This is a genomic window from Erwinia sp. HR93, assembly GCF_034555055.1.
Classification (GTDB): Bacteria; Pseudomonadota; Gammaproteobacteria; order Enterobacterales; family Enterobacteriaceae; genus Apirhabdus; species Apirhabdus apintestini.
Map to the genome: position 1 here is coordinate 826,237 of NZ_JAXUDP010000001.1, position 23,318 is coordinate 849,554.

Here is a 23,318-nt window from a genome sequence, read left to right on the forward strand (position 1 = left end):
GTTGATAATGAATCAACGGATTATACTGATCTTATCAGTGGTAATAATTGCGGTAGGCATTGTCGGCATTATTAGACAAAAGTCTGGGGATGGGGCTGTGGCTAAAGCTGCACCTCAAAGTATATCAAAAAGTATTATTTATGCTGAAGCGGTTAACGATTTGTATCCAGGGGATATTATTAACAGTAATTCATATGTGATTAAATCCCAGACGGTTACGGTTGATAATGGAGATTATAAAGATGCGAAAGATCTTTCTGCATTAGGCAGCGATTTGTCAGGATTTTTGATTCGCACTAAAGTAGCACAAGGGGAAGCCATTTTGCCTGCCGTGCTGGAAAAACCCGGTACACCTGGCTATTTAAAGCATGGCCTTAATAGCGAATATTCGCTATATGGAGTGCCAATTAGAAAAGGTAGTGATGAATATCTTCTGACCTCATTAACTGCAGGATCTAGAGTTGCTATTTATTTAAGAGCCATTAAGAAAGAAAAAGTGGTTTCATCAACACCGGAGGTTTCATCTGATGGAACACCGCCTGGATCGCAAAAAAATGAAGATAATAAATATTTCCTGAAACGTATTTTTAATAATGTCGTTGTGATGGATGTCTCTAAGCTTGATAAAGAAAAAACCAATGAAAAATCGAGTTGGTCTAATAAAGAACCTATAGTCGGTAATGTTGCAGTTAGGTTGAATAATAAACAGTTCGTTGAGATTAAGACTATTGAAAATATCGGGGACATTGTTATCACACCGGAAGTGAAAGCAGAAGATTATCTGAGGGAAGATATTCATCAAGATGAAGTATTACCTCAGTTTAAGGCCATTAAGGAGCTGCGCGGTAATAGTAATGGTAATAGCAATGGAAATGAAAAATAAAATAACAACTTTCATGTATCTGAACGCTCTGCGTATTGGGGAGATTTCCTGATGATAAAAAGAATTGCATTGCTGGCATTATCGCTGCTGGCTAGCTCTACTGCTCTGGCCGCAGAAATCTGGCTTCAGCCGGGAGACAGTAAGGTCGTTCAGTTTCAGGAGAACGTCGATACGGTATTTGTCTCCGCTCAGGCTGTGGTGGACTATGAGATTATTGGCGACAAAAGCATGGTTATCTATGCTAAAAGCAAAGGCCGGTCTGAAATCGCGGCCTTCAATAAGGCGGGCGAGCAGGTTTTAAAAAGTATTATTATTGTCGATCCGGTATTAGGACATGTTAATAAGCAAATATCAGAACAGTTCCCGGACAGCAACGTCGCTATCCAAAAGGTGGGCGAGACTTATATCATTTCAGGTACCGTCGCTAAAGAAGAAGATAAAGACCAGATTTATCAAATCGTGGGCGTGGGTGTTGGCGCAAAGGCTAAAGAATATACCCGTAAAGTTAAATCTAAAGGCAAAGATTCGGATTCTGATGATGAGAAACTGCCCTGGCTTAGCCAAACCTATTATGAAGGGGTAATTAATAAGCTACAGTTGCCCATTACTAATCAGGTGAACGTAAAACTTTCTGTCGTTGAGGTTACCAGGGAGTTCACTGAGAACATTGGGGTCGATTGGAGCAATATTAGCAGTGGGGGTGACATTGCACCTGGACTATTCCGACTGGTGAAATTTAACGCGGGTTCAATAACTAATTTGATTCATGCTATCGGCAATGAATCGGTAGCTCACATCCTGGCGGAACCTAATTTATCCGTACTTTCCGGTGAAACCGCAGAGTTTTTAGTGGGCGGAGAGGTGCCAATTGTCACCTCCAATATAAACGGTAGTACGATATCTTATAAAGAGTACGGCATTAAGTTAAATATCGGCGCGAAGGTTAATAGCAACAAGAAAATTCGTATTATCCTGGGCCAGGAAGTGAGTAATTTAGATAAGTCAGTGGAGGGCAATAGCAGCTTTCCTACAATTCAGGTCCGGCGAGCTAAAACTACCGTCGAGCTGGCCGATGGTGAGAGCTTCTTATTGGGCGGCTTAATAAATAAAAATGAGCAGGAGCTGTTATCACGTATTCCATTTATTGGCGACATCCCTATCCTCGGGGCTTTGTTCAGAAACTCGGCAACAAAGAAGAAGAATACTGAACTGGTGGTGATTGCCACGGTACATTTGGTGAAACCTATTACGCAAAGGGACGTGGTGTATCCGGAATATCGCGCAACATCCACCTGGGCCCGCCTGTTCAATATAGACGGTATTACCGGCAGCAGAGATAAAGAGAGAGCCGTTAACTTTATTGAACAGGGAGGTTTTATTAAATGAAAACGGTAAATAACTTTTTGTTCTTGCTTGCTGGCATATTTTTCTATTGCGCCAGCGCGGCGGCAAGCTTTCAGGACATCAGGCAGTATAGTCTTGAAGCCACGGACGTAGTTTCGGTTGAGGTAGTAGCAGGGAAAATTATCAATGATGCTGGCGCAAAATTTGGCGGTGAGCTGTACGTATACTGGAACAATGAGAAATATACGGACACAGCTAAGAAACTGCGTAATCAACTGATACAAAGAGGGATGACACCATACCAGATTATCTTTAAGCAGGAGAAAGGCGGTTTTACAAATAACAGCTATCGAGGCATTAAAGTCTATTTACATAATGTCATTCGTCGCTCGTCGGAATGTAAAGGCCGCACTCTGAATTATAAAGATCATGTTAAAAACGATTATGGCTGTGCGGAGCGTACTACGCTGGAAAATAGCCTGGTTAATCCGTTTTCCTATCAGTTATAAAGAGGCGTAGGCTAAATGTTGCTGTTCTCTAAGAATGATAATAAAAGCAAAAAAGAAGAAGATGCGCTGTATGTCTTTTCGCTGTCGACCTCTTTAGCGGAGGAACTTGTCAGCGAATTGCGATTAGCGGGGATGACGAAGGTCAGCGGTATTGATACAGATGTCCTGGCCAGTGGTGCGTTTCAAACCCCGGACGATATGAAGGGGGCGATAATCGATGTCGGGAGCCGAACGGATGTGGATAACATCGTGCAGTCCCTGCAAATTAAACTTCCGGGTGGCGTATGGTTTTGTCTGGTAGGGAATAGCGACTCTATTTCTCTGGCGCAGCAGTTTGCTGACTATAATATTAGTTATTTTAATTCTTCTGCTCAGAAAGGACTTATTGTACAGGCGGCCGTAAGCGATAAATCCGAACATTCTACTCGTAAGAAAAATGCAATCTCTATTGCCGTATTAGGGTGCAAGGGGGGTGTTGGAAATACGTTACTGGCCTATCATATTGCAAACCATATCGTTGATGAACGCAACGCATCGACCTTACTTGTCTCTGGTGACCGAGGGTCTGAAGATCTGGATTTTATTCTTGGCAAAAAAATGCTGCAGGAATTTACGCCGGTAAGAAAAAACCTAGATGCTTGCTCTACTTCACCGACACTCCATTCTGAGTTAACGGAAGAGGTCCATCAACGCTTCGAGTTTATCGTTTTTGAACAGGCAATCCAGTCTATTTCCAAAGAGATGATGCGTTCGCTGGTCGAAGAATCGCTGTGCATTATTTTAGTAGTTAACCGCAGTTATGCATCCGTGCGGGTGGCAAAAATGATGTTGGAACAGGTTGAGGTGTTGCACAAAATCAACCGAATTACGCGGCGGGTTTTTGTTTGCTTTAACGATCTGCATCCCTACAAGCATAGCGATATTGTGGTAACCGATTTAGAAAGAGTTTTAGGGCGCCCCTTCGATGTTGAATTGCCTTATGTTCGCGGTGGGCTGGAAAAAGTCTCCGTTAAAGGCCCCACCCTGAGTGCGATGCAAAAAGGAATTGATGCATTAACGAAAAAGATCTTGGGTATTGATGTAGCGCCAGAGAAATTTGCATTCCTGAAAACTCTAATAAGGAAATAGCGTTATGAGCATCAATAAGGATCTGCAAAAATCATTACGCGAAAGCATATTAAAAAATATTGAAATAGAAAAGATTGAAAAACTGATCGACGATAAAGCTCTACTGGTTACGGAAATTAGCAATATCGTTGAGCGAGCTATTGAGAAAGAAAACGTTTATTTATCCGCGCAGGACCAGCGTGAAATGGCCAATATTATGGCCGATGAAATTATGGGTTTTGGCCCACTGCAGGCGCTAATCGAAGATGAGACCGTATCCGATATCCTTGTGAATGGGCCGGAGAAAATCTTTATTGAGCGCTTTGGTAAGCTGGAAAGAACCGATAAACAGTTTATTGATAACGTACAGCTTACGGATATCGCGCGCCGACTGGTGCAAAAAGTTGGGCGTCGCCTTGACGACGGCCAGCCGCTGGTTGATGCTCGTCTGGAAGACGGCAGCCGTCTTAATGTCGCTATTCAGCCTATCTCACTGGATGGTACGGCTATTTCCATTCGTAAATTCTCTAAACGTAATATGGGGCTGCAGGATTTAATCGATAAAGGCGCTATGAGTAACGCAATGGCGGATTTTATTGTCATTGCCGCACGCTGCCGCGCGAATATCATTATTTCCGGCGGTACCGGTTCAGGTAAAACCACGCTGCTAAATGCGATTTCTGAATTTATTGATGAGAATGAACGTATCATCACTATGGAGGATGCAGCAGAACTCAGGCTGATGCAGCCTCATGTACTGCGTATGGAAACGCGCATGGCCGGTGTGGAAAATACCGGTAAAATTCCTATGCGTGCACTATTAATCAACTCACTCAGGATGCGACCCGATCGCATAATTGTGGGGGAGTGCCGTGGCGAAGAAGCATTTGAAATGCTCCAGGCGATGAACACCGGCCACGATGGTTCTATGTCGACATTACACGCCAACTCACCGCGAGATGCGGTGGCGCGCCTTGAAAATATGGTGATGATGGCAGGTATGGGAATTCCCATCGAATCGATTCGCCGCAATATCGCCTCAGCAATTAACTTAATTATTCAGGCTTCTCGCTTAAATGACGGTTCCAGGAAAGTGATGAATATCAGTGAAATTATGGGAATTGAAGGCGATAAAATTATTCTTCAGGATATCTTCTCATTTTCAGGTGAAGACGAGCGCGACGCTGACGGAAAAATTCAGGGAGAGTTCATCAACCATGGATTGTTAGTTCGCTCTGCGGTGATGAAGAATGCTGCTCTGTTTAATCTCTCTAAAGAATTAAAACAAATATTTAATATGAGTTAATGCCATGTATATCGTTATTGCAATGTTAGGTATCGCAATCCTGGCATGGAGCTACCTGAAAAATCGCAGACTGAATAAAGTACTCTCCGGGCAGTCACCGCAGCGGCCGGTGCTACTCCAGTCGTCAATGAGTAATATTATCAATGAGTGGAAACAATACTCAGCCAAAAACTACGGCGTACTCAATGGATATATGATCTCATTAGGCCTGGTTTTCTTCTCATTAACTATCAATAGCTATTGGCTGCAGTTTCCGTTTCTATTTTTTCTTCCTACAATCTGCGCAGCGCTTTTTATCGGTCAAATTCGCCTTGGCAGATCGCTGCACAGGAAGGTATTTGACGAAAAATTCCCTGAAGTTCTGGGCGTTGTTAACTCTGCGGTGGCGGCCGGCAGCAGTATTAATCAGGCGCTGGCGCGCTGTGGTGAAAACGTTGAGGGAGAAATGGGGTCTCTGTTTAACATGATTAACCGAAGACTTAACCTTGGCGAAGACCCGGAACGCGTGTTTATTGATGCGTGGCGGGCTTTTTGTTTCAGAGATTTCTATTTTTTCTTCGTCGTTATGTTGGTGAGCATGCAGCGGGGCGGTCAGTTACGTTTACTGATTAATCGCCTGTCTCGGATTATCAACGTCAATAAAACGCTGGAGCGGCGCAAAAAAGCGATGACGTCAGAGGCCAGGGCCTCGGCAAAAATCGTCGCGGCGATACCCATTTTGTTTTTCATTGGTATGAAATATCTGAGCCCAGAAAACTTTAATTTCATCATGACGGATGGGACGGGGCGCATCATACTCTACTATGTCATTGCCAGTGAAGTGATCGGTATCATGATTATCAATCTTCTGGTAAGGAGAGCGACATGATTTATATGGCGATGTTATTTACTGGCGCTATCTTCTTTATTTTTGGCCTGAAAAAGTCGGTATCGTCTAATCGCGTCGACAGCATCTTAAACTCTCATACCACTCAGCGTAAGGTAAAAGATGGAGCGCCGATTGATATTCCGACAATCATCATCGAAGGTAGCCCAACGTTAACCTTTATCAAAAAAATAGATGACGATCTGACCACCAAAATTAAGTTAGTGGCCTGTATTGCGGCGCCGATTTTTCTACTGACTTCTTTAAACGTGATTGGATTGAGCTACCAGGACTGTCTGATGGTGACAGTGCTCATCTTTATTGGGGTGATTGTTATCCCATCAATTCTTATTAGCATCAATATTAAGAAAGGAATGCGCAGCATTGGTGACACGCTTCCCTACTTTATTGAGCTAGTCGCCGTTTGTATTCAAACCGGGATGACGGTTGAAAGCGCAATTAAATATGTAGCCCAGCGGTTCGGCCATATGGACAAGAGCCTGGCGTCGATTATGGACCTGGTGGCCCGGAAAGCGGAAGTATCCGGAATGGAGGATGCGCTTACCGAGCTTTATGAGTCAATCGATTTAGCAGAAATGAAGATGTTTTGCTCTAACCTGCAGCAAAGCGTTCACTACGGAACCTCGCTTTATGACAACTTACTTCAGTTATCGCAGGATATCCGTGAACTGCAATTATTAAATATGGAAGAGAAAATTGGGAAACTGTCAGCCAAAATGAGTATCCCTTTGATACTTTTTATTATGTTCCCCATCACAGTATTGATTACCGCACCAGGGATTTTGAGGATTATAAAAAATGGAATTTTTTAAAAAGGCGATCGTTGTACTCTCGCTTATTTCATTAACTGCCTGTTCCAGCATTGGGCAGAACGCCAGCAATTCAACGAATCCTGAGGTTCAGGAAGATATTTATCTGAAGTCTAAGAACTATACCGGGCTGATTAATATGTACCGCAGTTTTCTTAAGAATAAAGAAGACGCTAAAGTCCGCTTCAAGCTGGCAAGTTATTACTATCAGGACGGTGATTATAAATCCTCACTATATTACCTCCAGCCGCTAATGCAGCAGCCCGATCTTAATATTTATGCGCTACAGGCCAAAAATATGATTTCGTTAGGGGATTATCCTCAGGCATTGCGCACTACGGAGCGGATGTTGACGAAGGATAATCAGTACGCCGAAGCTTACAACCTAAAGGGCATTACGCTGGCAATGATGGGGAAATATGCTGATGCGACGGCGGCATTCCAGAAATCCCGCGATCTGTTTATTGAGGATGACGTTGCGCTAAATAATATGGCGATGGTCTATTTACTCGACCAGCGTTACCAGGATGCCGTCGGCGTTTTATTACCGCAGTATCTGCGTGGCAGAAAGCAGGATCGTATGTTACGCAACCTGGTGATTGGCTTAGTGAAGGTTGGGGATATGCGTTATGCCCAGCAAATTGTAAAGGCCGAGAATATGAGTGAATACCCGGATGAGCTGGTTGACTCATTAAGCCGACTTGGCCCAATCAAAAATGAGGTAAAATAAAATGAAGCCCAATTTCGGGTTTATCCGTGATAATAGAGGCGTGGCGACGGTAGAGTTCGTTTTCTCTATTTTTACCTTCGTTATTATGCTGTTTTTTGTCGCTGAAATAGCGCGCATATCTTATATCTCTGCGGTATTGGATCTTGCAGTTTCAGAAGCGGCAAAAGAAGCAAAGAATGCACCTGATTATGAAACTAAATATGAGGACCGTTTTCGAAGCAGGTTTAAGCACGGCGGCGCTATATGGAGTTTTTTAACTTATAACAATGCCGTCAGCATGAAGATTTTCTACAGTAATTCTATCCCGGATATGTTTGAGACCGGTGGTGTTGAAAATTTAACGAAGGATTCAGCCCTTGCCCGCTATTGGATAAATTATAATTACAAACCCATGTTTTTCCCATTCCCTAGATCTTATGCTTCAAATCTATTAACCAGGGAGGTGATCTTTGTTCAGGAATACGAACGTTCACAATTTATGGACTAGGCAAGACGGTGCCGTTGCCGTTGAGTTTGCATTAATCGCAATTTTTCTTGCTGGGTTTATCGCTTTTACCAGTGAATTAGCCTATCGACAGTCTATGATCGGGAAACTTGATCGTATCGCATACTCTCTGGCAGGAATAATGCGCGAACGAACGCAGTTTTTTAATGGCATAGAAGATGATATACGTTCGCAGCACGATCTGGGCTATATGCGCAATATAGCAGAGCGAATTCTTAAAGATACCGGATATCCTTATGCTACGGATGAAGGCAATTTAAAGATAAATCTCCAGAGGATGACATTTGATTACGCCGAAACGAATAATAAGGCTCAGAGAGTGGGCCATCTTCACACTTGGTACTATCCAGGATGTGCGGCTTCAGATCTTCCCGTACCAATGGAGGAGCTATCTCCTTATAGTACCTATAACCGGTGGGTGACGGTATATCGAGTGACTGTCTGTTTACGAGACCACTCTATTCTGTCCTGGTTTAAGCCCGCAAAGGGAATGTTAACCGCGCATGCCATTGCTGTTGCGAGGTAATTCAGTCTATGCGTCAGATAGTTATTTTAGCGGCAATGCTCTTTACAAGCCCTTCATTAATGGCGGCATCAGCAGTTATCTTTATTGATTCTTCTGATGTATCCCAGGCTGCCCTAGTTTCTGCCTTAAACGATGACCTCTATTATAGTGCGCATCTACGCGAGGGATTAAGTATTACCGTTTACGATATCAATGTGGGTAACAGAAATGATGAGCGACCTTTCTCTGGCGCAGTGAATTATCAGAAAGACTTTAATGGAGCTGCGGTTGCTAAAATGCGTCCTGGGAAATTACCTTATCTTTTCTGCATGGATAGTAAAGAGCGAGAGAAAAGGGAAATTACCCTTACGAATAAAGAGGAAATTAAATTATGCATGGAAGCCACAGGAAGTTAACGCCTTCTAAATTTATTGATAATCAGCGTGGCGCTATGGCTGTCACGTTTGTACTTTCTGCTGGTTTTTTGATGGGGATGTTGGCCCTTGCTCTTGATGGCGCCCGATTTATTACTGAACGCGCTCGTTTATCTGATGCATTAGAGCAGGCGGCTTTAGCATTAACGTCAGAAAATAACCCTGAGCAGAGTGTCCGTAATAAAGACCTTGTAAATAATTACATTAAGGCTTATATGCGGCACGCCAAGCGCATTGATGATGTGAAAATAAAGAAAATTGAGAATATAAAAGATAAATCCACCGGATTAATTTATAACGAATACCACGTTAGCTCTACTTTATCCGAAAAAAGCTGGTTTACCGGGCTATATCCCAATTTTGGTGAATTGGTTAATGTTGGTGATAATGGTGTGGCCAGAAACTACCGTTCGCACATGGACGTAATGTTCGTAGCTGACTTTTCAGGATCTATGGGGTGGGAATATGACGGTGGAGGCACGCGAATAGAGGCATTAAAAAGTATTATAAGTGAACTTACCGATCAAATTTTTCAGGATGATATCAGTAATAAGATTGGGTTTGTTCCTTTCGATCACGGCACCCATGCGGATGATGGCCCTTATTGTAGTTATCAGTATTATAAATATCCAAATGCCGTCATCAGTGACGATATTATGACGGTAGATCTTAAGGTTGATGAGGATAAGTGGGCAGGATATCGACGCCTTATGAATACCGTTGATATTCGAAGAACAGCAGATATGTTTCCCAGGGAGTCAAGGGACTATCGAATTCCTATTGATAAAACGGATAGCGGGAATGGGCAATGTCTTTCAAAACTAACAAAGGGAAGTAACCCTCCTTATGTGGGGAGATATAACCTTCCGTTAACCAGCAACAGGGATGAGGTTCACAATCATCTGACTAATCTCCCTTTGTCTCAGGGAGCTACGCTGGTCTCTTCTGGCGTTATTGCTGGCGCTCAAAAATTAGCTACTGGTGATGCAACTAAAAAGATTCTTATTATTGTGAGTGATGGCACGGATCACCCCGTGGGTACACCGATACCAGTAAGAGATGTGTCAAAGGAATTGGTAGAGCATGGGTTATGCGAAAAAATCCGCAGTGTTTTATCACAAGGAAGAAGTGAGGCTAAGCTGGCATTTATTGCTATTAACTACTTTCCAACAACGGATTGGTCTTCCTGTGTTGGGAAAAACAATATGTACAGCCCGCAAAATTTTGATCAGCTACAGGAAGCACTTCACAACGCCGTCTTTGAAGAGGTTGGTCATAACGCCATAAAGGATTGAGTATTAATAAGGATTAGTAAGACTTATTGATTAGCTTAATTTTATCTCATTTCTCTAGAATGGACCCGTACAGCACATAGTGTTCATATGGGTTCGTTAGTGCTTACAAATGACCATTTTTAGCGTTTGCGCAAATAACGTGAGGGTAACTCTGAACAGAAGTTTGCATAACAGGCAATCCTATAAATGGTTAGTATTACTTAAGGATGTGGGGTGCATACCTGCCCCCGCGAGTTTGAAATATGTCACAGGAATGATATTTAACATGAAAGCAACTTTTGCGATCGCGACTCTGGCTGGACTGGTTTTCTCTGCTTCAGCACTGGCTGTAACTCCTACCAGCTATGACACCAAATTCAACGTTAGCGCTAATGTACCGGACAGCACCTATATCTCTGATGGTGACGGTAATCCGGTAACGGAAGTTGACGTTGTTCTGGAAGCGGTATCTAGCGGCTTCATGGAAGCTAAAACTGATACTCTGTTTATGCGCAGCAACGATAAAGCTGCTAACGTGACCATGACGCTGGACGATAGCGTTCAGGGTAAGAACGAGCCGTTCAAACTGTGGAGTTCAGACAACGGTCTTCAGGAAATGTCTTATAAAATCACTGCTAATGCAGGCGGTAGCGCAGCAGGCGCTCTGTACGCTGCTTCTGGTGATGTTCATGACTTTACGCTGGCTAACGATGCCGGTAAATCTTACTCTCAGAGCCCGGTAATTTTCCACTTCGTGTCTGACGAAAAATCAGTAAACCTGGCGCAGGGTAACTACAAAGGCGTTGTATACGCTAACGTTGCCGCTAAACCTTAATTATTACTGACTTACCAGTAAGTAATGGCCAGCGTAATGCTGGCCATTTGTAGGATATTCTTATGCTCAAAAAGAACTTACTGTTTTGCTCGTTTATTTCCTTACTGTTTATTTATCCTGTTACGGTAAATGCCGCACGTGATTCTCTGGTAGGCGTTAAAATTGGCGTGGTAATGGAGCCGAGAATTGCGCTTTATTATAAGGGCGAGCGTGTTACCGATAAAACCATAGTATTTCCGTTAACCGTCAATGATGCTAATGGTTACTTTGAAAATATGAGTGACTATTTATACATCGTTGGGAATATTGACCGGGCTAATGTCATGCTTAATGAGAAAGATATTGAGCTCGACCCTGAAAAAGGGAAACAGGATGCAGATAGCGTAGCAATTCCTCTTAACGGTTATTTTGTTGTGAATAATGTACCCACGGATGCCAGCGCCAGCCTGACTATGCCGGTATTAAGAGACATTTCACAGGGTAATGATAAAAACGGTTTTAAATTTCATCTTAAATCAAAAGAACTGGCAAGAAACTATCCGTCAGGGAATTATACTCACGTCCTTAGCATAATTATTACGCCAGCGCTTTAATTAGGGATAACCAGGGAATGGATGCATGAGCAGGAAACTGACTTCTGATTCTTTTATTATTGCGGGATGTGTGTCTGCGTTTATGATTCCGTTCCCCGCGGCCAGCGAATCGGTATCTTTACCAAAAGGTTTTGAAGATATCTTTAACCAAAAAAACGCCGGTATTTTTGAGATTGTCCAGGGTAATAATTCATTAGGTTCTTTAACCGTTGAATATGACAGGCAGCAGGTATGGTTAACTTCCGTGCAAACTCTTGTCGAAAAGTTATATGACCCGGAAATGCCTTCGCTGACTATTCCCCGTGAAAAAATGGCGGAGCAGCTTTCTCACCCTATTAGGCGCGTAAGCAAAGTTGGCTATGACGATGACGCAATTACAATTTATATTAATGAATCAAATGCGATCGTCGAGTTAATACTCCCTGAAAAATATTTGGCGCCAAAAGGAAGTGGTGATGACAAAAAATTCATTGTCGCCAAGTCTACGCCCGGTTTTGTCCATAACCATTACGTAAGCTATCTCTCTGACAGTTACGGGGACAGCCTTTCCGTGACGTCTAATGATACGCTGGGAATTACTAAGAATAGCTATATTTCCGGTAACTGGAACTATTCAAAAGATTATAATGCGACCATTGACGAGCTGGCACTGAATATTGAACAAAATACGGTTCATTATAAATTTGGCCGTCAGCGGTTAAGTGAGAATTTATTAGCCTCCACGCCTTCTGCGAATTACAGCTTTTTTAGCCCGGTGAGCCTTGATGGCGTATCGCTGGGCTATATGTCTGATAACTATATTCAACAGAATATCGGCGCGGCTTCACCGGTTAATGTGTATCTGCCGGAAGATGGTTCGGTAGAGGTATACCGTAATGGCCGACTCATCGACATGGAGCAGTTTTCCTCTGGTCTGCATCAACTTAATACCGATGCCTGGCCTTCTGGCGGCTATGATATTGAAATAATAGTAAAACTTGTTAGCGGTACGCAGCAGCGGAAAGTACAGCCGTTTTACAAGCGCAGCGGTTCCTTCCGCGCCGGAGATGTGGAATATTCCGTCCAGTTAGGGCGCTACGATCAGCGGCGTGCCGAGTTTTCGAATAAACAGCACTGGGCAGATCCAAACGATCCGCGACGCGTTGATGATAACTATATGGCCGCCGCGATGCTGGGCTATACCACAGAATCAGCGACCTCATTAGGCAGCGGCCTGCTGTTAGATGACGATCTGGCCTATCTTTCCGCAAGCCTTGATACGCCGCTTAACTTTATTTTCGCCGAGCGTTTTTATCTGGAAGGGCTGGCCAGTAAAGATAAAAGTTACGCCTGGCTGGCCGGTTTTAACAAAAGTTATGGGCGCTATAGCTTCTATCTAAACTACCGCTCTAATCGGTATCAGGGGCCGGAGAAAGAATACCAGCGCTTCGGGATAGTTCCTTCTTACGATTACGATACGTGGCAGCTAACCAGTAGCGCTATGTTGCCGTGGAACGTTGGGCTATCTCTCTCCTATGGCCTGAATACGTTTTATCACTCTTACGGGCGCCAGGATAAATCCCGCTATGAGTCGTGGGACGTTAACTTAAGCCGTGATTTCAATCTATTCGATGATATCACCATGCGTACTGATGTGGGCTACCACCAGGGCATAAACGATTACCGATACAATACGCGCGGTTATAACACCAGTGAGTCGGAAAAAGATCGTCGCGTCTACGCACAGTTAAGTTTTAGCTTCCGTGAGCGCAGTTATAACCATAGCCAAACGCTATTTTTACGCGGTCGGATGACGGACAACAGCAAAGAAGGCAATACCTACGGCGCTGATTATAACGTTGATTTCCTGAACCCTGAATTTGACAGAGCCGGTAAATATACGCTCAGGACCACGCTTAACGGCAGCGGTCATGGACATAAAGACGGCAGTGCTAACATTTCAGTCGACAATAACTATGGGTTAACGTCGGCGAGCTATAGCAAGAGTTTTGGCCACGGTAACTACTCGCAGAAATACCTCTCTCAGCGCGGTGGTTTCGCGATTGGTGATGGCAATATCAGTATGGGTAGAGTGGATACGCAAAGCGCATTAATTGTTGATGCAACGGACCTGCCGAAGGGTCAGTATTTCAACGTGCGTAACCGTTCCGGCAGTACTGCGGTGGTTGAAGGCGGTGAAAAAACGACGCTAAGTATTATGCCGTATCAGAAGATAGTGCCGGAAGCGGAACAGGTCTATACGGGTAAAGAGAACGAATTCTTTACGCTATCGACCAAATCAACCTCAACGTGGATAAAACCGGGACAGGTTTACACGGTGAAACTGGAAGGCAAGCGTAATCAAACGGTTACCGGACGCATCTATTTTGATGGGCGCCCGTTGACCAACGCACGCGTCGTCGGCGGCAATACAGTTACGGATGAAGAAGGACTGTTTGTGGGTGACTTCAGTTTAGCAACTGGGGAAAAACTTACTCAATTATCCGTGAAGCAAGACGGCGTTGATTATGTTTGCCCTTTAAACGACAAAAATTCGATTCAAACACACGGTGTAATGCAGGTTAGAGAGGTTAATTGTGAAATCAAATAAAAAGACATTTTTAAAATTAGCGGTGCTATGTACTTCTATTATTGGTGCAAGCTTTGCTCATGCTATTGAAGTATTTCCAATAGTTAAAGAGATCCAGGAAAGTACTCCAAGAGATAACTTTATTACTATTAAATCTGCATTCCGCCCGGTAGATACTGATACCGATGATAAATCAGCGAAGCAGCAATATGAGTTTGTGACTCTCGAGTTATTCTCAATTAATAACCCGGGTGATGAGAAAGAAAAATTAACCAAAGAGTTAGGTAAAGATTCACCCTGGCTGGTGTTCTCACCAACGCGCCTGGTGGTGCCTTATGGCGAAATGCGGAAAGTTCGCATTATGCCGATGAAGCCGGTAGAGAAAGAGCAGCTTTTCCGCCTGCGGGTGCGCCCAAGCTATCCGGAAGACTCTTTAAACCCCGGGAAAGTCCGCTTTGCCGTTGGATATGATGTACTGCTGCGTTATTTACCCGCAGGCACGCATACCCAGAGCATTGAAATGAAGTGCCAGGGCAATAAATGGACTGTGTGGGCGACGGGGAATGTACGTAGTGAAATGCGCAACCTGGTTATCGACGGACGTAAAGATCAGAAGGCCTTTAATGTATATCCGGATCATCCGCGGGTGCTGACCGTGAATAACACACTGGCTTTTGAAATGAATGGAAAAGTGCAGAACTACAATAGCTGCAGAGTTAAGGAGTAACCTATGAAAGCGGCCATATATACGGCGCTGCTTTTGAGCGTATCGACTTCCGCTCTGGCGGGGGACTGGGTTTTCCAGCTTCAGTCTGACTACTCAGTGAAAGTGGTTCAGGAAGGCGGCAGTTCCGAATTTGGTCAGGGCGTACTTTCATTTCGGGACGATAGTGCTAAAACGCTGGGAGTACGGATAACTCCCGCTGGCGTTGGCCAGTGTAATAACGGCATGCTTACCGGCGGCCCGGATTTGGATGCTTTAAAAATCCAGTTAAGCGCGATGACTAAAATTGGCGCCCATGGTACGGACGTTCAGTGCGGTGATATTTATGAAACGACGGACGCTGATTATATCGCCCTGAAAAATAAAGTGCCGGTTATGCATCTGGCGCCTGAAAAGCTGTCGCCCGCGTTTTACAGATCCGCAGCACGGCGCGTATTAATCGGTAATGTTACTTTCTTTGCCGATGGAAAAGAGCAGACGTCGAACTCAATTTATCTTGATACCGCGCCGGCGCTGGTCGATCAGCCGGTGCTTAGTGCCGCGTTTTCAACGACATCGATATTTACCATTGGCGACGTTGGTCCATTTATGGATGCGAGTAATAACCTGCAGCTAACAGTGACCAAAACGAAGTACGCCTCCGTAGATGCGCTTAATTACACGCTGCGTTTTGAATCTTTACAGAAAGGCGGCGATCAATATTTATTAAAATCTTCACTGGAAGAGGCGTGGATTCCGTATCTGGTGGCAGTACAGGGCAAGAATATCGGCCCGGCGGATATTTATCACGGTACGCTGCCTGCGGGAAGCGCGACTTCATCAGCGCTGGATATTAAGTTGAGTATTGCCGGGAAAAACACCAGAGGAATGAAGGCCGGCGCCCGTTTAAACGACACATTAACGGCCGTTATTACGCCTGAAGTATAATAAGGAAATTAACCGATGTTAAAAAAATACTTTTTTTATGCACTGGTATTACTGGGCGCAAATGTGCATGCGGCCGAGATTCGTACGGACCTGAAATTAACGGCGAAAATTGAAAATAGTGTCCGTGTGTATATAGGGACTAAAGAAGTCACGGGTTCCGAAATAGATGTTCCGATGGCGGAAAGCGGTGGTTATATGACGGCGACAACGCCACCGTTTATCTTCGTAGGGAACGTTAGCGGCGTACGCCTGAAGCTGGAAGATAAAAACTTAGCGCCGAAATCATTAGCGAATAGTAATGGCGATTTGATGACACTCACCACGCTGTGGCTTGATGAGAATAATGGTACTGCCACCACAAATTTACCAATGACCTATAGGACTATTTATCCAGATATCAGTGCAGTGACGGACCTTAATAAAGGCCCGCGTGTGTCATTTAAGTCTGAAAAGCGGGTGGAGTTCTATCCGTTAGGAACTTACACCGGTATGTATAGTATACTGGTAACGCCTATTCCATAAGGATTGTGGGATAGATAGCTTTCGGACATCGTATTCTCTATAAAGGACTTGAAGATGCGGGATTCGCTTGCAGTTGTTCTTCATGAACCCTGTATGTTTATCAGGTTCAGCTTAAGGATGTTCCTAGAGGAGCATTTTCCGAATCTGGTGATTGTTAGTATGCCTGATACGGTGGATGAACTTTATAATACGATATTGTCCGTTGATTTTGACCTGGTGATTACCGATTTGTGTAATCCCAGGAACAGACTCGTTCCAAATATTAGTTTTCTGGATGCGTTTCATTATTATCATCGTCAAAAGAAATTAATTTATTGGGGCGATTCACCGACGCTGTTACACAGTTGCCCGAAAGAATTAATGAAGGGTGTCTGTTTTATTAATAAAAATAGTCGGCTGGAACAGCTTCGACAGAATTTCAGCGATATTTTTTTGCATGACGCTGCAGATTTTACTAATCCGCTTCCATTTACCGTGCGCGGACATCTAACGCGCCGGGAAATGGCGGTGATCAGTAACCTGGTGCAGGGACGTTCCGTGACGGATGTAGCGTCGATGCTATTTATTAGCGCGAAAACGGTGAATGTGCACAAACGCAACGCGATGAAAAAGCTGGGCGTGCGTTCACTCGGCGATCTGATATCGCGGCGTTAGCCAGCTATAAGTACCAGCCGCATGCGGGTTAGCTCCCTGGTGCGCCCCATAATACGCCTGTTTTTTATCAGATTTGCTTATGTGTTTATGGTTCGGAATAAGCCATTTTGTATCTAGGAATAATCACTCAATCCTCGGTGATATATTGAAATTATTCTTATTTTTAACTCTCTTCACTATTGTCAATTAGGAAGATAACCATCTTCTAAGAAAAATTGTATTAGTTATATTGATGAGTATATCGGACTTATCCCGAATTCTTTTATTCATCATGGAGAGATGTAGATGAAGTTTACGCTTTCAGCGTTAGCGATGGTGGCCATTACCGCATTCACAGCCAATGCTTCGGCGGCAACCGAGGCGTTGGCGACGCCAAAACCCTTCCTTACAAAGAATAAACCCGCAACGGAAGAAAAAGAGGCCGCGACATTGCCAACCTATGACTTGATCATGGAGTGGGGCGACGGTGCGTCAGTTAGCGGCAGCCGTGGGACCGCTATCGGTATCCGCGCCAAGGCCAGCGATCGTTCCCTTGCGGTAGGGCTGGATTCACGGGCGACAAAAAGCGCAGTAGCGTTAGGAACCGAAAGCTGCGCGGACTCGAGGGGGGTCGCGGTAGGTGATGCCGCCTGCGCAGCAGGGCAAGGCGTTGCAATAGGGTATCAGGCCGATACGACTACCGGCGGTACGGCGATCGGCAGCGAGGCGCACTCCAGCGATGGCGGCGTGGCACTGGGGCGCCTGTCCGATGCGCTGGGTGATTCCAGTACGGCATTGGGTAGCCGGGCCGTTTCCGGCGGCTATCACTCCGTGTCCATTGGTTTTAACTCTCACGCTACCGGCGATCACTCTACGGCGTTGGGTTACAACTCACAGGCGTCAGGCAATAATGCGACGGCGTTAGGCGATAATTCAGTTGCCGACCGCGACAGCAGCGTTTCAGTAGGGGCGGCAGGCAATGAGCGCCAAATCACTAATGTGGCAGAGGGTACCGCAGATACAGACGGCGTCAATGTCGCCCAGATGAAAAAAGGCGATCAGGACACGCTGGACGCTGCAAACTCGTACACTGATAAGCGCGCTACGGAAACGCTAAACCAGGCGAATAATTACACGGATGTGCGCGTTAACGACGCGATTAATATTTCCAATAATTATACCGATCAAAAATCATCTGAAACGCTGGATGAAGCGAATCGCTATACCGACTCTCGGGTTGATGGTCTGACGGACGGGTTGCTGGATGAAGCGAATCGCTATACCGATCAGGAAGTTGGGAAAGAAGCAAACGCGCGCAAAAAAGGCGACGAGGAAACGTTAAAAAAATCGCAGGATTATAGTCGCGCAGGTGACCGCGAGACGCTGACCCGGGCAAATGAATATACCGACAGCAAATTTGCCGAATGGGGACGCAATATCAATAAGCTGGATAAAAAAATCAATCGTAATCAGCGCCGGGCGGAAGCCGGTATTGCTGGCGCGATGGCGATGACCGCCGTTCCATTAGTGCCGGGTCATGACTTCAGTTTGGGAATGGCAGCCTCCGGCTACCGCGAACAGGGTGCGATTGCCGCTGGCGTCGGTGTAAGAGCGGCAGAAAATGCCGTGATTAAACTGAATACTTCCTGGGATTCCCAGCAAAGCGTTGGTATTGCCGCCGGCTTTGCGATTGGCTGGTAAACACGGTACGTTGCTATCTTTATACACAGATAGCAACGTGATAATTTTTATTCACTGAAGTGTTATAGGCACGGGTAATAGACATTTTCCCTGTGAATCTATTTAGGTCGATATTTCGTTTTTAGGAATATTTATTTGTTAGCCCATGCAGCGCATGGAAAATAGTTATTTCCCGTGCGTAAGCTGACAGCGTGTTTAAACCACTTAACGGTTATCCCGCTAGATTATTTTATTCGCAATGTAAACGCCGGATAGCGCTGAATTTATTGATATGCGCTTTGCCATGAGATAAAGATAACGGCGCTACGGTAATATTATCCCTGCCAGGGAACGGTTGAGCAACTTAGGTAACCGTGACACAGGGCAATAGGAATGCCTGACGGTTATTCTCACGGCTAGATGATTTTAATCACTGAGTCGTGAATAAAGGCATTCTGCCTGGCACAGGGCGTAAATTAATTACGCATTGATAAAAAAAGCAGTAATTAAATTGAGAAGGCACTGCAATATTGACGTCGGTTCAGGCTTGCTGGTACGGTAGGGTCCAACTCTATAGTTGATTTCCCTCTCGTACTGTAAAGCGCGTCTGTTCCGGCGTATTTTTTCTCACTCCATAAGGCGCCGCTGCCGTTCATGCCTGATTTATGGCATTTCATTCCCCGTTACGCGCTATTCATTCCATTTTTCCCCTTCAGAACCCGAGTTTCCAGTATGTTCATCCGCAGATAGTATTTCTCTTTGGAAGGACCACACCATGAATACGGCACTTTATAACCGCACCCGCTGGTTAACTCTTGTCGGAACCGTTATTACGCAGTTCGCATTGGGCTCAGTCTATACCTGGAGCCTGTTTAACGGCGCTTTGGCCCAGAAGCTGGGTGAATCAATAAGTCAGGTCGCTTTTTCATTTGGTTTGTTGAGCCTTGGGCTGGCAATCTCTTCTTCCGTTGCCGGAAAATTACAGGAGCGCTTTGGCGTTCGTAAAGTGACAATGGCTTCCGGGCTACTGCTGGGCTTTGGTCTGGTGATGACCTCCTGGTCCCATAATTTATTGATGCTGTGGTTCAGCGCAGGCATTCTGGTTGGCCTGGCCGACGGCGCCGGTTATTTGCTCACGCTGTCGAACTGCGTGAAGTGGTTTCCGGAGCGTAAAGGGCTTATCTCCGCATTCGCTATTGGTGCATATGGGTTAGGCAGCCTCGGTTTTAAATTTATTGATACTCAGCTTCTGGCCAGCTACGGCCTGGAAAAAACATTCATTATCTGGGGTGCGCTGGCGATGGGCATGGTACTGCTGGGTGCCAGTCTGATGCGCGATGCGCCGCTGCAAAAAGAAATCACCGCGAACGGCAAGACCGCACAGGACTTCACGCTGGCGGAATCCATGCGTAAACCGCAATATTGGATGCTGGCGGTAATGTTCCTGACGGCGTGTATGAGCGGTTTGTATGTGATTGGTGTAGCGAAAGATATTGCTCAGGGTATGGTACATCTGGATGCGCTTTCTGCGGCAAATGCGGTCACCGTTATCGCCGTCGCAAACTTGGGCGGGCGCCTGGTGCTGGGTATCCTGTCGGATAAAATCGCGCGTATCCGTGTGATTACGCTGGGCCAGGTTATCTCTTTAGTCGGAATGGCCGCCCTGCTATTTGCACCGCTTAACGCCGTGACCTTCTTTGCCGCTATTGCCTGCGTGGCCTTTAATTTTGGCGGGACTATCACCGTCTACCCGTCGCTGGTAAGTGAGTTCTTCGGGTTAAATAACCTGGCGAAGAATTACGGCGTTATCTATCTCGGCTTTGGTATTGGCAGCATCTGCGGGTCAATTATCGCCTCTCTGTTTGGCGGATTTTATGTGACCTTCTGCGTTATCTTTGTGCTGCTTGTAGTCTCCCTGGCGTTTTCTACCACGATTCGCCAGCCTGCGCGAAATGAGCGGCTAAATGCGGCTCACGCCTGAGGCTGATAGGCCTGCGCTTTTTGGATAAACCAGGCCGCCGTGACGTTATACGGCGGCTGCATTAACCGGGCAATACCGCTTTCAATAATGAAGTTAGCCTGTTCCCTTAATTCTTTGTTCCCCTGTGTTAAACCCGCCAGTTGAAGCCGTTTCTCAAGTAAGTAAAGGCGCGCAAAATCAGGATCGTAGCGAATGATTCCCCGGGTGTTATCGATAATATCGGCAAGCTTTATTGTTTGCGCCCGAGCATTCGCTCTGGCCGTATGGGCAAAAGTAAATGCCTTACGCTGCGTGCGGTTAAGCGCCTCGGGGAAGGAAGGATTCGTTATCATTGCTACCAGGCTAGCAACCTCTGGCCCAAAGCGGGCCGTGATGTCTGCCAGCGTGCTTTGCGTATCTTCCACCGTGTCGTGCAGCCAGGCTGCGGCCAGCATTGTCTCATCACCCTCAGACACACTACGCACCAGTTCTACAACGGCGGCAGGGTGCACGATATACGGCTCGTTAGTGTATTTACGGCGCTGATGTCGGGCCGCATGAGCGGCCTGAGCATAGCTGCGGGCACGTTGTTCCAGAGTTTGCATTGGTTATTTATGCCACTGTTTTAAGATAATGTTTCTTTTCCCATAACCGCTTTGTGGCGTCTATCTTTTTATTGCCTGCTATAAGAAAGATGGAAGGACCATTTAAATAATGCGCGTGCGATATGAATACCTCGGAAGCTTATTTAGTGTTGGCAGCGTATTCAGTGAGCTTAAGGATTATCTTTTTTCGGTTTTTTCTCCCCGGCAGCGAACCTGATTCAGATTATGAGGTCTGAGAGTTGCTTTACTTTCGCTTTTTCTTTTCCGGGGCTTTTGCATGAAATACATAAAGACGATAACGCAGCAGAAGCTTTGCTTTCTACTCGCTATCTATATTGGCTTATTTCTTAACGCCGCCATATTTTACAGGCGTTTTGAGGCCTTCTTCAGCCATTTCAGCCCATGGATGATCCTTGCTGCCGTAGTGGAACTAACGGCGACGGTACTGGTTACCTTCTTTTTATTCCGGCTGATTTCTTTGCTGGGGCGTCGGTTATGGCAAATACTGGCTTCGTTTATCGTGCTGTGTTCGGTAGGCGCCAGCTATTACATGACCTTCCTGAATGTGGTGATAGGCTACGGCATTATCGCCTCGGTCATGACTACGGATATCGATCTCTCCAAAGAAGTTATCGGACGTAATTTTATTATTTGGATGGTTGCGGTGAGCGCACTGCCGCTGCTGCTTATCTGGAGTAATAATTGCTGCTATACCCTGCTGCGCCAGCTACGCACGCCGGGCATGCGTTTGCGCAATCTCGCGGTGCTGGCTTTGGCCGGCCTGCTGGTTTGGGTGCCGCTGCGCGTGATGGATAAGCAGATGAAGCAGGCTGAAAAACACGCTATCGTCGATATGCCAAGCTATGGCGGCGTAGTGGCGAACTCTTATTTGCCTTCAAATTGGGTTGCTGCGCTGGGGCTTTATGCCTGGGCACAGGTCGATGAATCTTCTGATAATCGTTCACTGATTAATCCTGTTAAAAAATTCACTTATGTCGCCCCTCAAGATTTAGATGACACCTACGTGGTGTTTATCATTGGTGAGACCACGCGCTGGGACCATATGGGGCTGTTTGGCTATCAGCGTAATACCACGCCGAAATTGTCTCAGGAGAAAAATCTGGTGGCATTTCGCGGTGAGTCTTGCGATACCGCAACCAAACTTTCACTGCGCTGTATGTTTGTTCGCGAAGGCGGGGCTAAAGATAACCCCCAGCGCACTCTGTTGGAACAGAATGTCTTTGCTGTACTGAAGCAATTGGGTTTCAGTAGCGACCTATTCGCGATGCAAAGCGAGCTGTGGTTTTACAGTAATACGATGGCGGACAATATCGGCTATCGGGAAACTATTGGCGCGCGGCACCAGGGAAAACGCGTGGATGATATGCTGTTGCTGGAAGAGTTTCGCGACTCGCTGGCCGCGCATCCTCAGGGCAAGCATTTGGTGATTATGCACACCAAAGGCTCCCACTTTTCGTACGTTCAGCGCTATACCCGTGATTATGCGAAATGGCAGCCGGAGTGCGTCAGCGTGGATAAAGAGTGCAGCCGGGAGCAGTTAATCAATTCGTTTGACAATACGGTGCTGTACGTCGATTCCTTTATTGATAAGACCATCGACCAATTGCGGGATAAGAAAGCGATTGTTTTCTACGCGGCCGATCACGGTGAATCTATTAATGAACACGACCGCCTGCACGGTACACCTCGCCAGATGGCACCGCCGGAACAATTCCGCGTACCGCTGCTGGTCTGGGCATCGGATAAGTATCTGGAAGAGCCTGCGCATGCAAAAGCGTTCGCCTATATGCAATCCCAGGCGCGTAAAAAAGTGACGCACCGCCAGGTAGAGCTTTACGACACCGTTTTAGGATGTCTTGGCTATACGTCGCCGGACGGCGGTATTAATGAGAGTAACAACTGGTGCCATAATCCTGCCGCCGGGAAGCGGTAAATTAGCGCCGTCGGGTTTTCACCC

General features: G+C 45.7%; 23 protein-coding genes. 22 read left to right on the forward strand and 1 reads right to left on the reverse strand.

Annotated features, from left to right (window positions below):
- Nucleotides 1–7: 7 nt before the first annotated feature.
- The 21 genes from SFA31_RS03940 to SFA31_RS04040 all read left to right on the forward strand — a co-directional run bounded on the left by SFA31_RS03940 (nucleotide 8) and on the right by SFA31_RS04040 (nucleotide 20,756).
- On the forward strand, nucleotides 8–883 hold the full coding sequence (locus tag SFA31_RS03940) for a hypothetical protein (protein ID WP_322836803.1): 876 nt from the start codon (nucleotides 8–10) through the stop codon (nucleotides 881–883).
- A 51-nt stretch (nucleotides 884–934) separates the two neighbouring features.
- The gene (locus SFA31_RS03945) at nucleotides 935–2,269 is read left to right on the forward strand and encodes a type II and III secretion system protein family protein (protein ID WP_322836804.1); all 1,335 of its coding nucleotides are present in this window, start codon (nucleotides 935–937) and stop codon (nucleotides 2,267–2,269) included.
- Nucleotides 2,266–2,736: a hypothetical protein gene (locus SFA31_RS03950; RefSeq protein ID WP_322836805.1), complete on the forward strand. Its 471-nt coding sequence runs from the start codon at nucleotides 2,266–2,268 to the stop codon at nucleotides 2,734–2,736. Before SFA31_RS03945 ends, SFA31_RS03950 begins: the two co-directional genes overlap by 4 nt.
- Before the next feature lie 15 nt (nucleotides 2,737–2,751).
- A complete protein-coding gene (locus SFA31_RS03955; RefSeq protein ID WP_322836806.1) occupies nucleotides 2,752–3,864 on the forward strand; it encodes a tight adherance operon protein in 1,113 nt (370 codons plus the stop codon).
- A gap of 4 nt (nucleotides 3,865–3,868) precedes the next feature.
- The gene (locus SFA31_RS03960) at nucleotides 3,869–5,149 is read left to right on the forward strand and encodes a CpaF family protein (RefSeq protein ID WP_322836807.1); all 1,281 of its coding nucleotides are present in this window, start codon (nucleotides 3,869–3,871) and stop codon (nucleotides 5,147–5,149) included.
- Between the two features lie 4 nt (nucleotides 5,150–5,153).
- Nucleotides 5,154–6,017 carry a type II secretion system F family protein gene (locus SFA31_RS03965; RefSeq protein ID WP_322836808.1) on the forward strand — a complete coding sequence of 288 codons (864 nt, stop codon included), beginning with the start codon at nucleotides 5,154–5,156 and terminating at the stop codon, nucleotides 6,015–6,017.
- Nucleotides 6,014–6,847 (forward strand): type II secretion system F family protein, encoded by an 834-nt coding sequence (locus tag SFA31_RS03970; protein ID WP_322836809.1) that lies wholly within the window; start codon nucleotides 6,014–6,016, stop codon nucleotides 6,845–6,847. The genes SFA31_RS03965 and SFA31_RS03970 overlap by 4 nt, the downstream gene beginning before the upstream one ends.
- Complete coding sequence (locus SFA31_RS03975) at nucleotides 6,834–7,574, forward strand: tight adherance operon protein (RefSeq protein WP_322836810.1); 741 nt, start codon at nucleotides 6,834–6,836, stop codon at nucleotides 7,572–7,574. The genes SFA31_RS03970 and SFA31_RS03975 overlap by 14 nt, the downstream gene beginning before the upstream one ends.
- A gap of 1 nt (nucleotide 7,575) precedes the next feature.
- Nucleotides 7,576–8,061: a TadE family protein gene (locus SFA31_RS03980; RefSeq protein WP_322836811.1), complete on the forward strand. Its 486-nt coding sequence runs from the start codon at nucleotides 7,576–7,578 to the stop codon at nucleotides 8,059–8,061.
- A complete protein-coding gene (gene tadF / locus SFA31_RS03985) occupies nucleotides 8,024–8,605 on the forward strand; it encodes a tight adherence pilus pseudopilin TadF (RefSeq protein ID WP_322836812.1) in 582 nt (193 codons plus the stop codon). The genes SFA31_RS03980 and tadF overlap by 38 nt, the downstream gene beginning before the upstream one ends.
- A gap of 8 nt (nucleotides 8,606–8,613) precedes the next feature.
- A complete protein-coding gene (locus SFA31_RS03990; protein WP_322836813.1) occupies nucleotides 8,614–9,000 on the forward strand; it encodes a hypothetical protein in 387 nt (128 codons plus the stop codon).
- Nucleotides 8,976–10,313, forward strand: a complete 1,338-nt coding sequence (locus SFA31_RS03995; protein ID WP_322836814.1) for a TadE/TadG family type IV pilus assembly protein — start codon at nucleotides 8,976–8,978, stop codon at nucleotides 10,311–10,313. The genes SFA31_RS03990 and SFA31_RS03995 overlap by 25 nt, the downstream gene beginning before the upstream one ends.
- 265 nt (nucleotides 10,314–10,578) lie before the next feature.
- On the forward strand, nucleotides 10,579–11,127 hold the full coding sequence (locus SFA31_RS04000) for a hypothetical protein (protein ID WP_322836815.1): 549 nt from the start codon (nucleotides 10,579–10,581) through the stop codon (nucleotides 11,125–11,127).
- Nucleotides 11,128–11,189: 62 nt separating this feature from the next.
- Nucleotides 11,190–11,720, forward strand: coding sequence for a hypothetical protein (locus tag SFA31_RS04005; RefSeq protein WP_322836816.1), 531 nt, complete (start codon nucleotides 11,190–11,192; stop codon nucleotides 11,718–11,720).
- A gap of 25 nt (nucleotides 11,721–11,745) precedes the next feature.
- Entirely contained in the window at nucleotides 11,746–14,310 is a 2,565-nt protein-coding gene (locus SFA31_RS04010; protein ID WP_322836817.1) for a TcfC E-set like domain-containing protein, read from the forward strand.
- Entirely contained in the window at nucleotides 14,297–15,016 is a 720-nt protein-coding gene (locus SFA31_RS04015) for a hypothetical protein (protein ID WP_322836818.1), read from the forward strand. The genes SFA31_RS04010 and SFA31_RS04015 overlap by 14 nt, the downstream gene beginning before the upstream one ends.
- A 3-nt stretch (nucleotides 15,017–15,019) precedes the next feature.
- Nucleotides 15,020–15,940: a hypothetical protein gene (locus tag SFA31_RS04020; protein WP_322836819.1), complete on the forward strand. Its 921-nt coding sequence runs from the start codon at nucleotides 15,020–15,022 to the stop codon at nucleotides 15,938–15,940.
- A gap of 15 nt (nucleotides 15,941–15,955) precedes the next feature.
- Nucleotides 15,956–16,462: a hypothetical protein gene (locus SFA31_RS04025; RefSeq protein ID WP_322836820.1), complete on the forward strand. Its 507-nt coding sequence runs from the start codon at nucleotides 15,956–15,958 to the stop codon at nucleotides 16,460–16,462.
- Between the two features lie 159 nt (nucleotides 16,463–16,621).
- A complete protein-coding gene (locus tag SFA31_RS04030; RefSeq protein ID WP_322836821.1) occupies nucleotides 16,622–17,116 on the forward strand; it encodes a response regulator transcription factor in 495 nt (164 codons plus the stop codon).
- Between the two features lie 285 nt (nucleotides 17,117–17,401).
- A complete protein-coding gene (locus tag SFA31_RS04035) occupies nucleotides 17,402–18,796 on the forward strand; it encodes a YadA-like family protein (protein WP_322836822.1) in 1,395 nt (464 codons plus the stop codon).
- Nucleotides 18,797–19,550: 754 nt separating this feature from the next.
- Nucleotides 19,551–20,756 (forward strand): MFS transporter, encoded by a 1,206-nt coding sequence (locus tag SFA31_RS04040; RefSeq protein WP_322836823.1) that lies wholly within the window; start codon nucleotides 19,551–19,553, stop codon nucleotides 20,754–20,756.
- On the opposite strand, the gene SFA31_RS04045 is transcribed toward SFA31_RS04040, so the two are convergent.
- Complete coding sequence (locus tag SFA31_RS04045; RefSeq protein ID WP_322836824.1) at nucleotides 20,747–21,340, reverse strand: HD domain-containing protein; 594 nt, start codon at nucleotides 21,338–21,340, stop codon at nucleotides 20,747–20,749. The genes SFA31_RS04040 and SFA31_RS04045 overlap by 10 nt on opposite strands.
- A 277-nt stretch (nucleotides 21,341–21,617) precedes the next feature.
- On the opposite strand from SFA31_RS04045, the gene eptB reads away from it, so the two are divergent.
- The gene (eptB, locus tag SFA31_RS04050; protein WP_322836825.1) at nucleotides 21,618–23,294 is read left to right on the forward strand and encodes a kdo(2)-lipid A phosphoethanolamine 7''-transferase; all 1,677 of its coding nucleotides are present in this window, start codon (nucleotides 21,618–21,620) and stop codon (nucleotides 23,292–23,294) included.
- The last annotated feature ends 24 nt before the right edge of the window (nucleotides 23,295–23,318 follow it).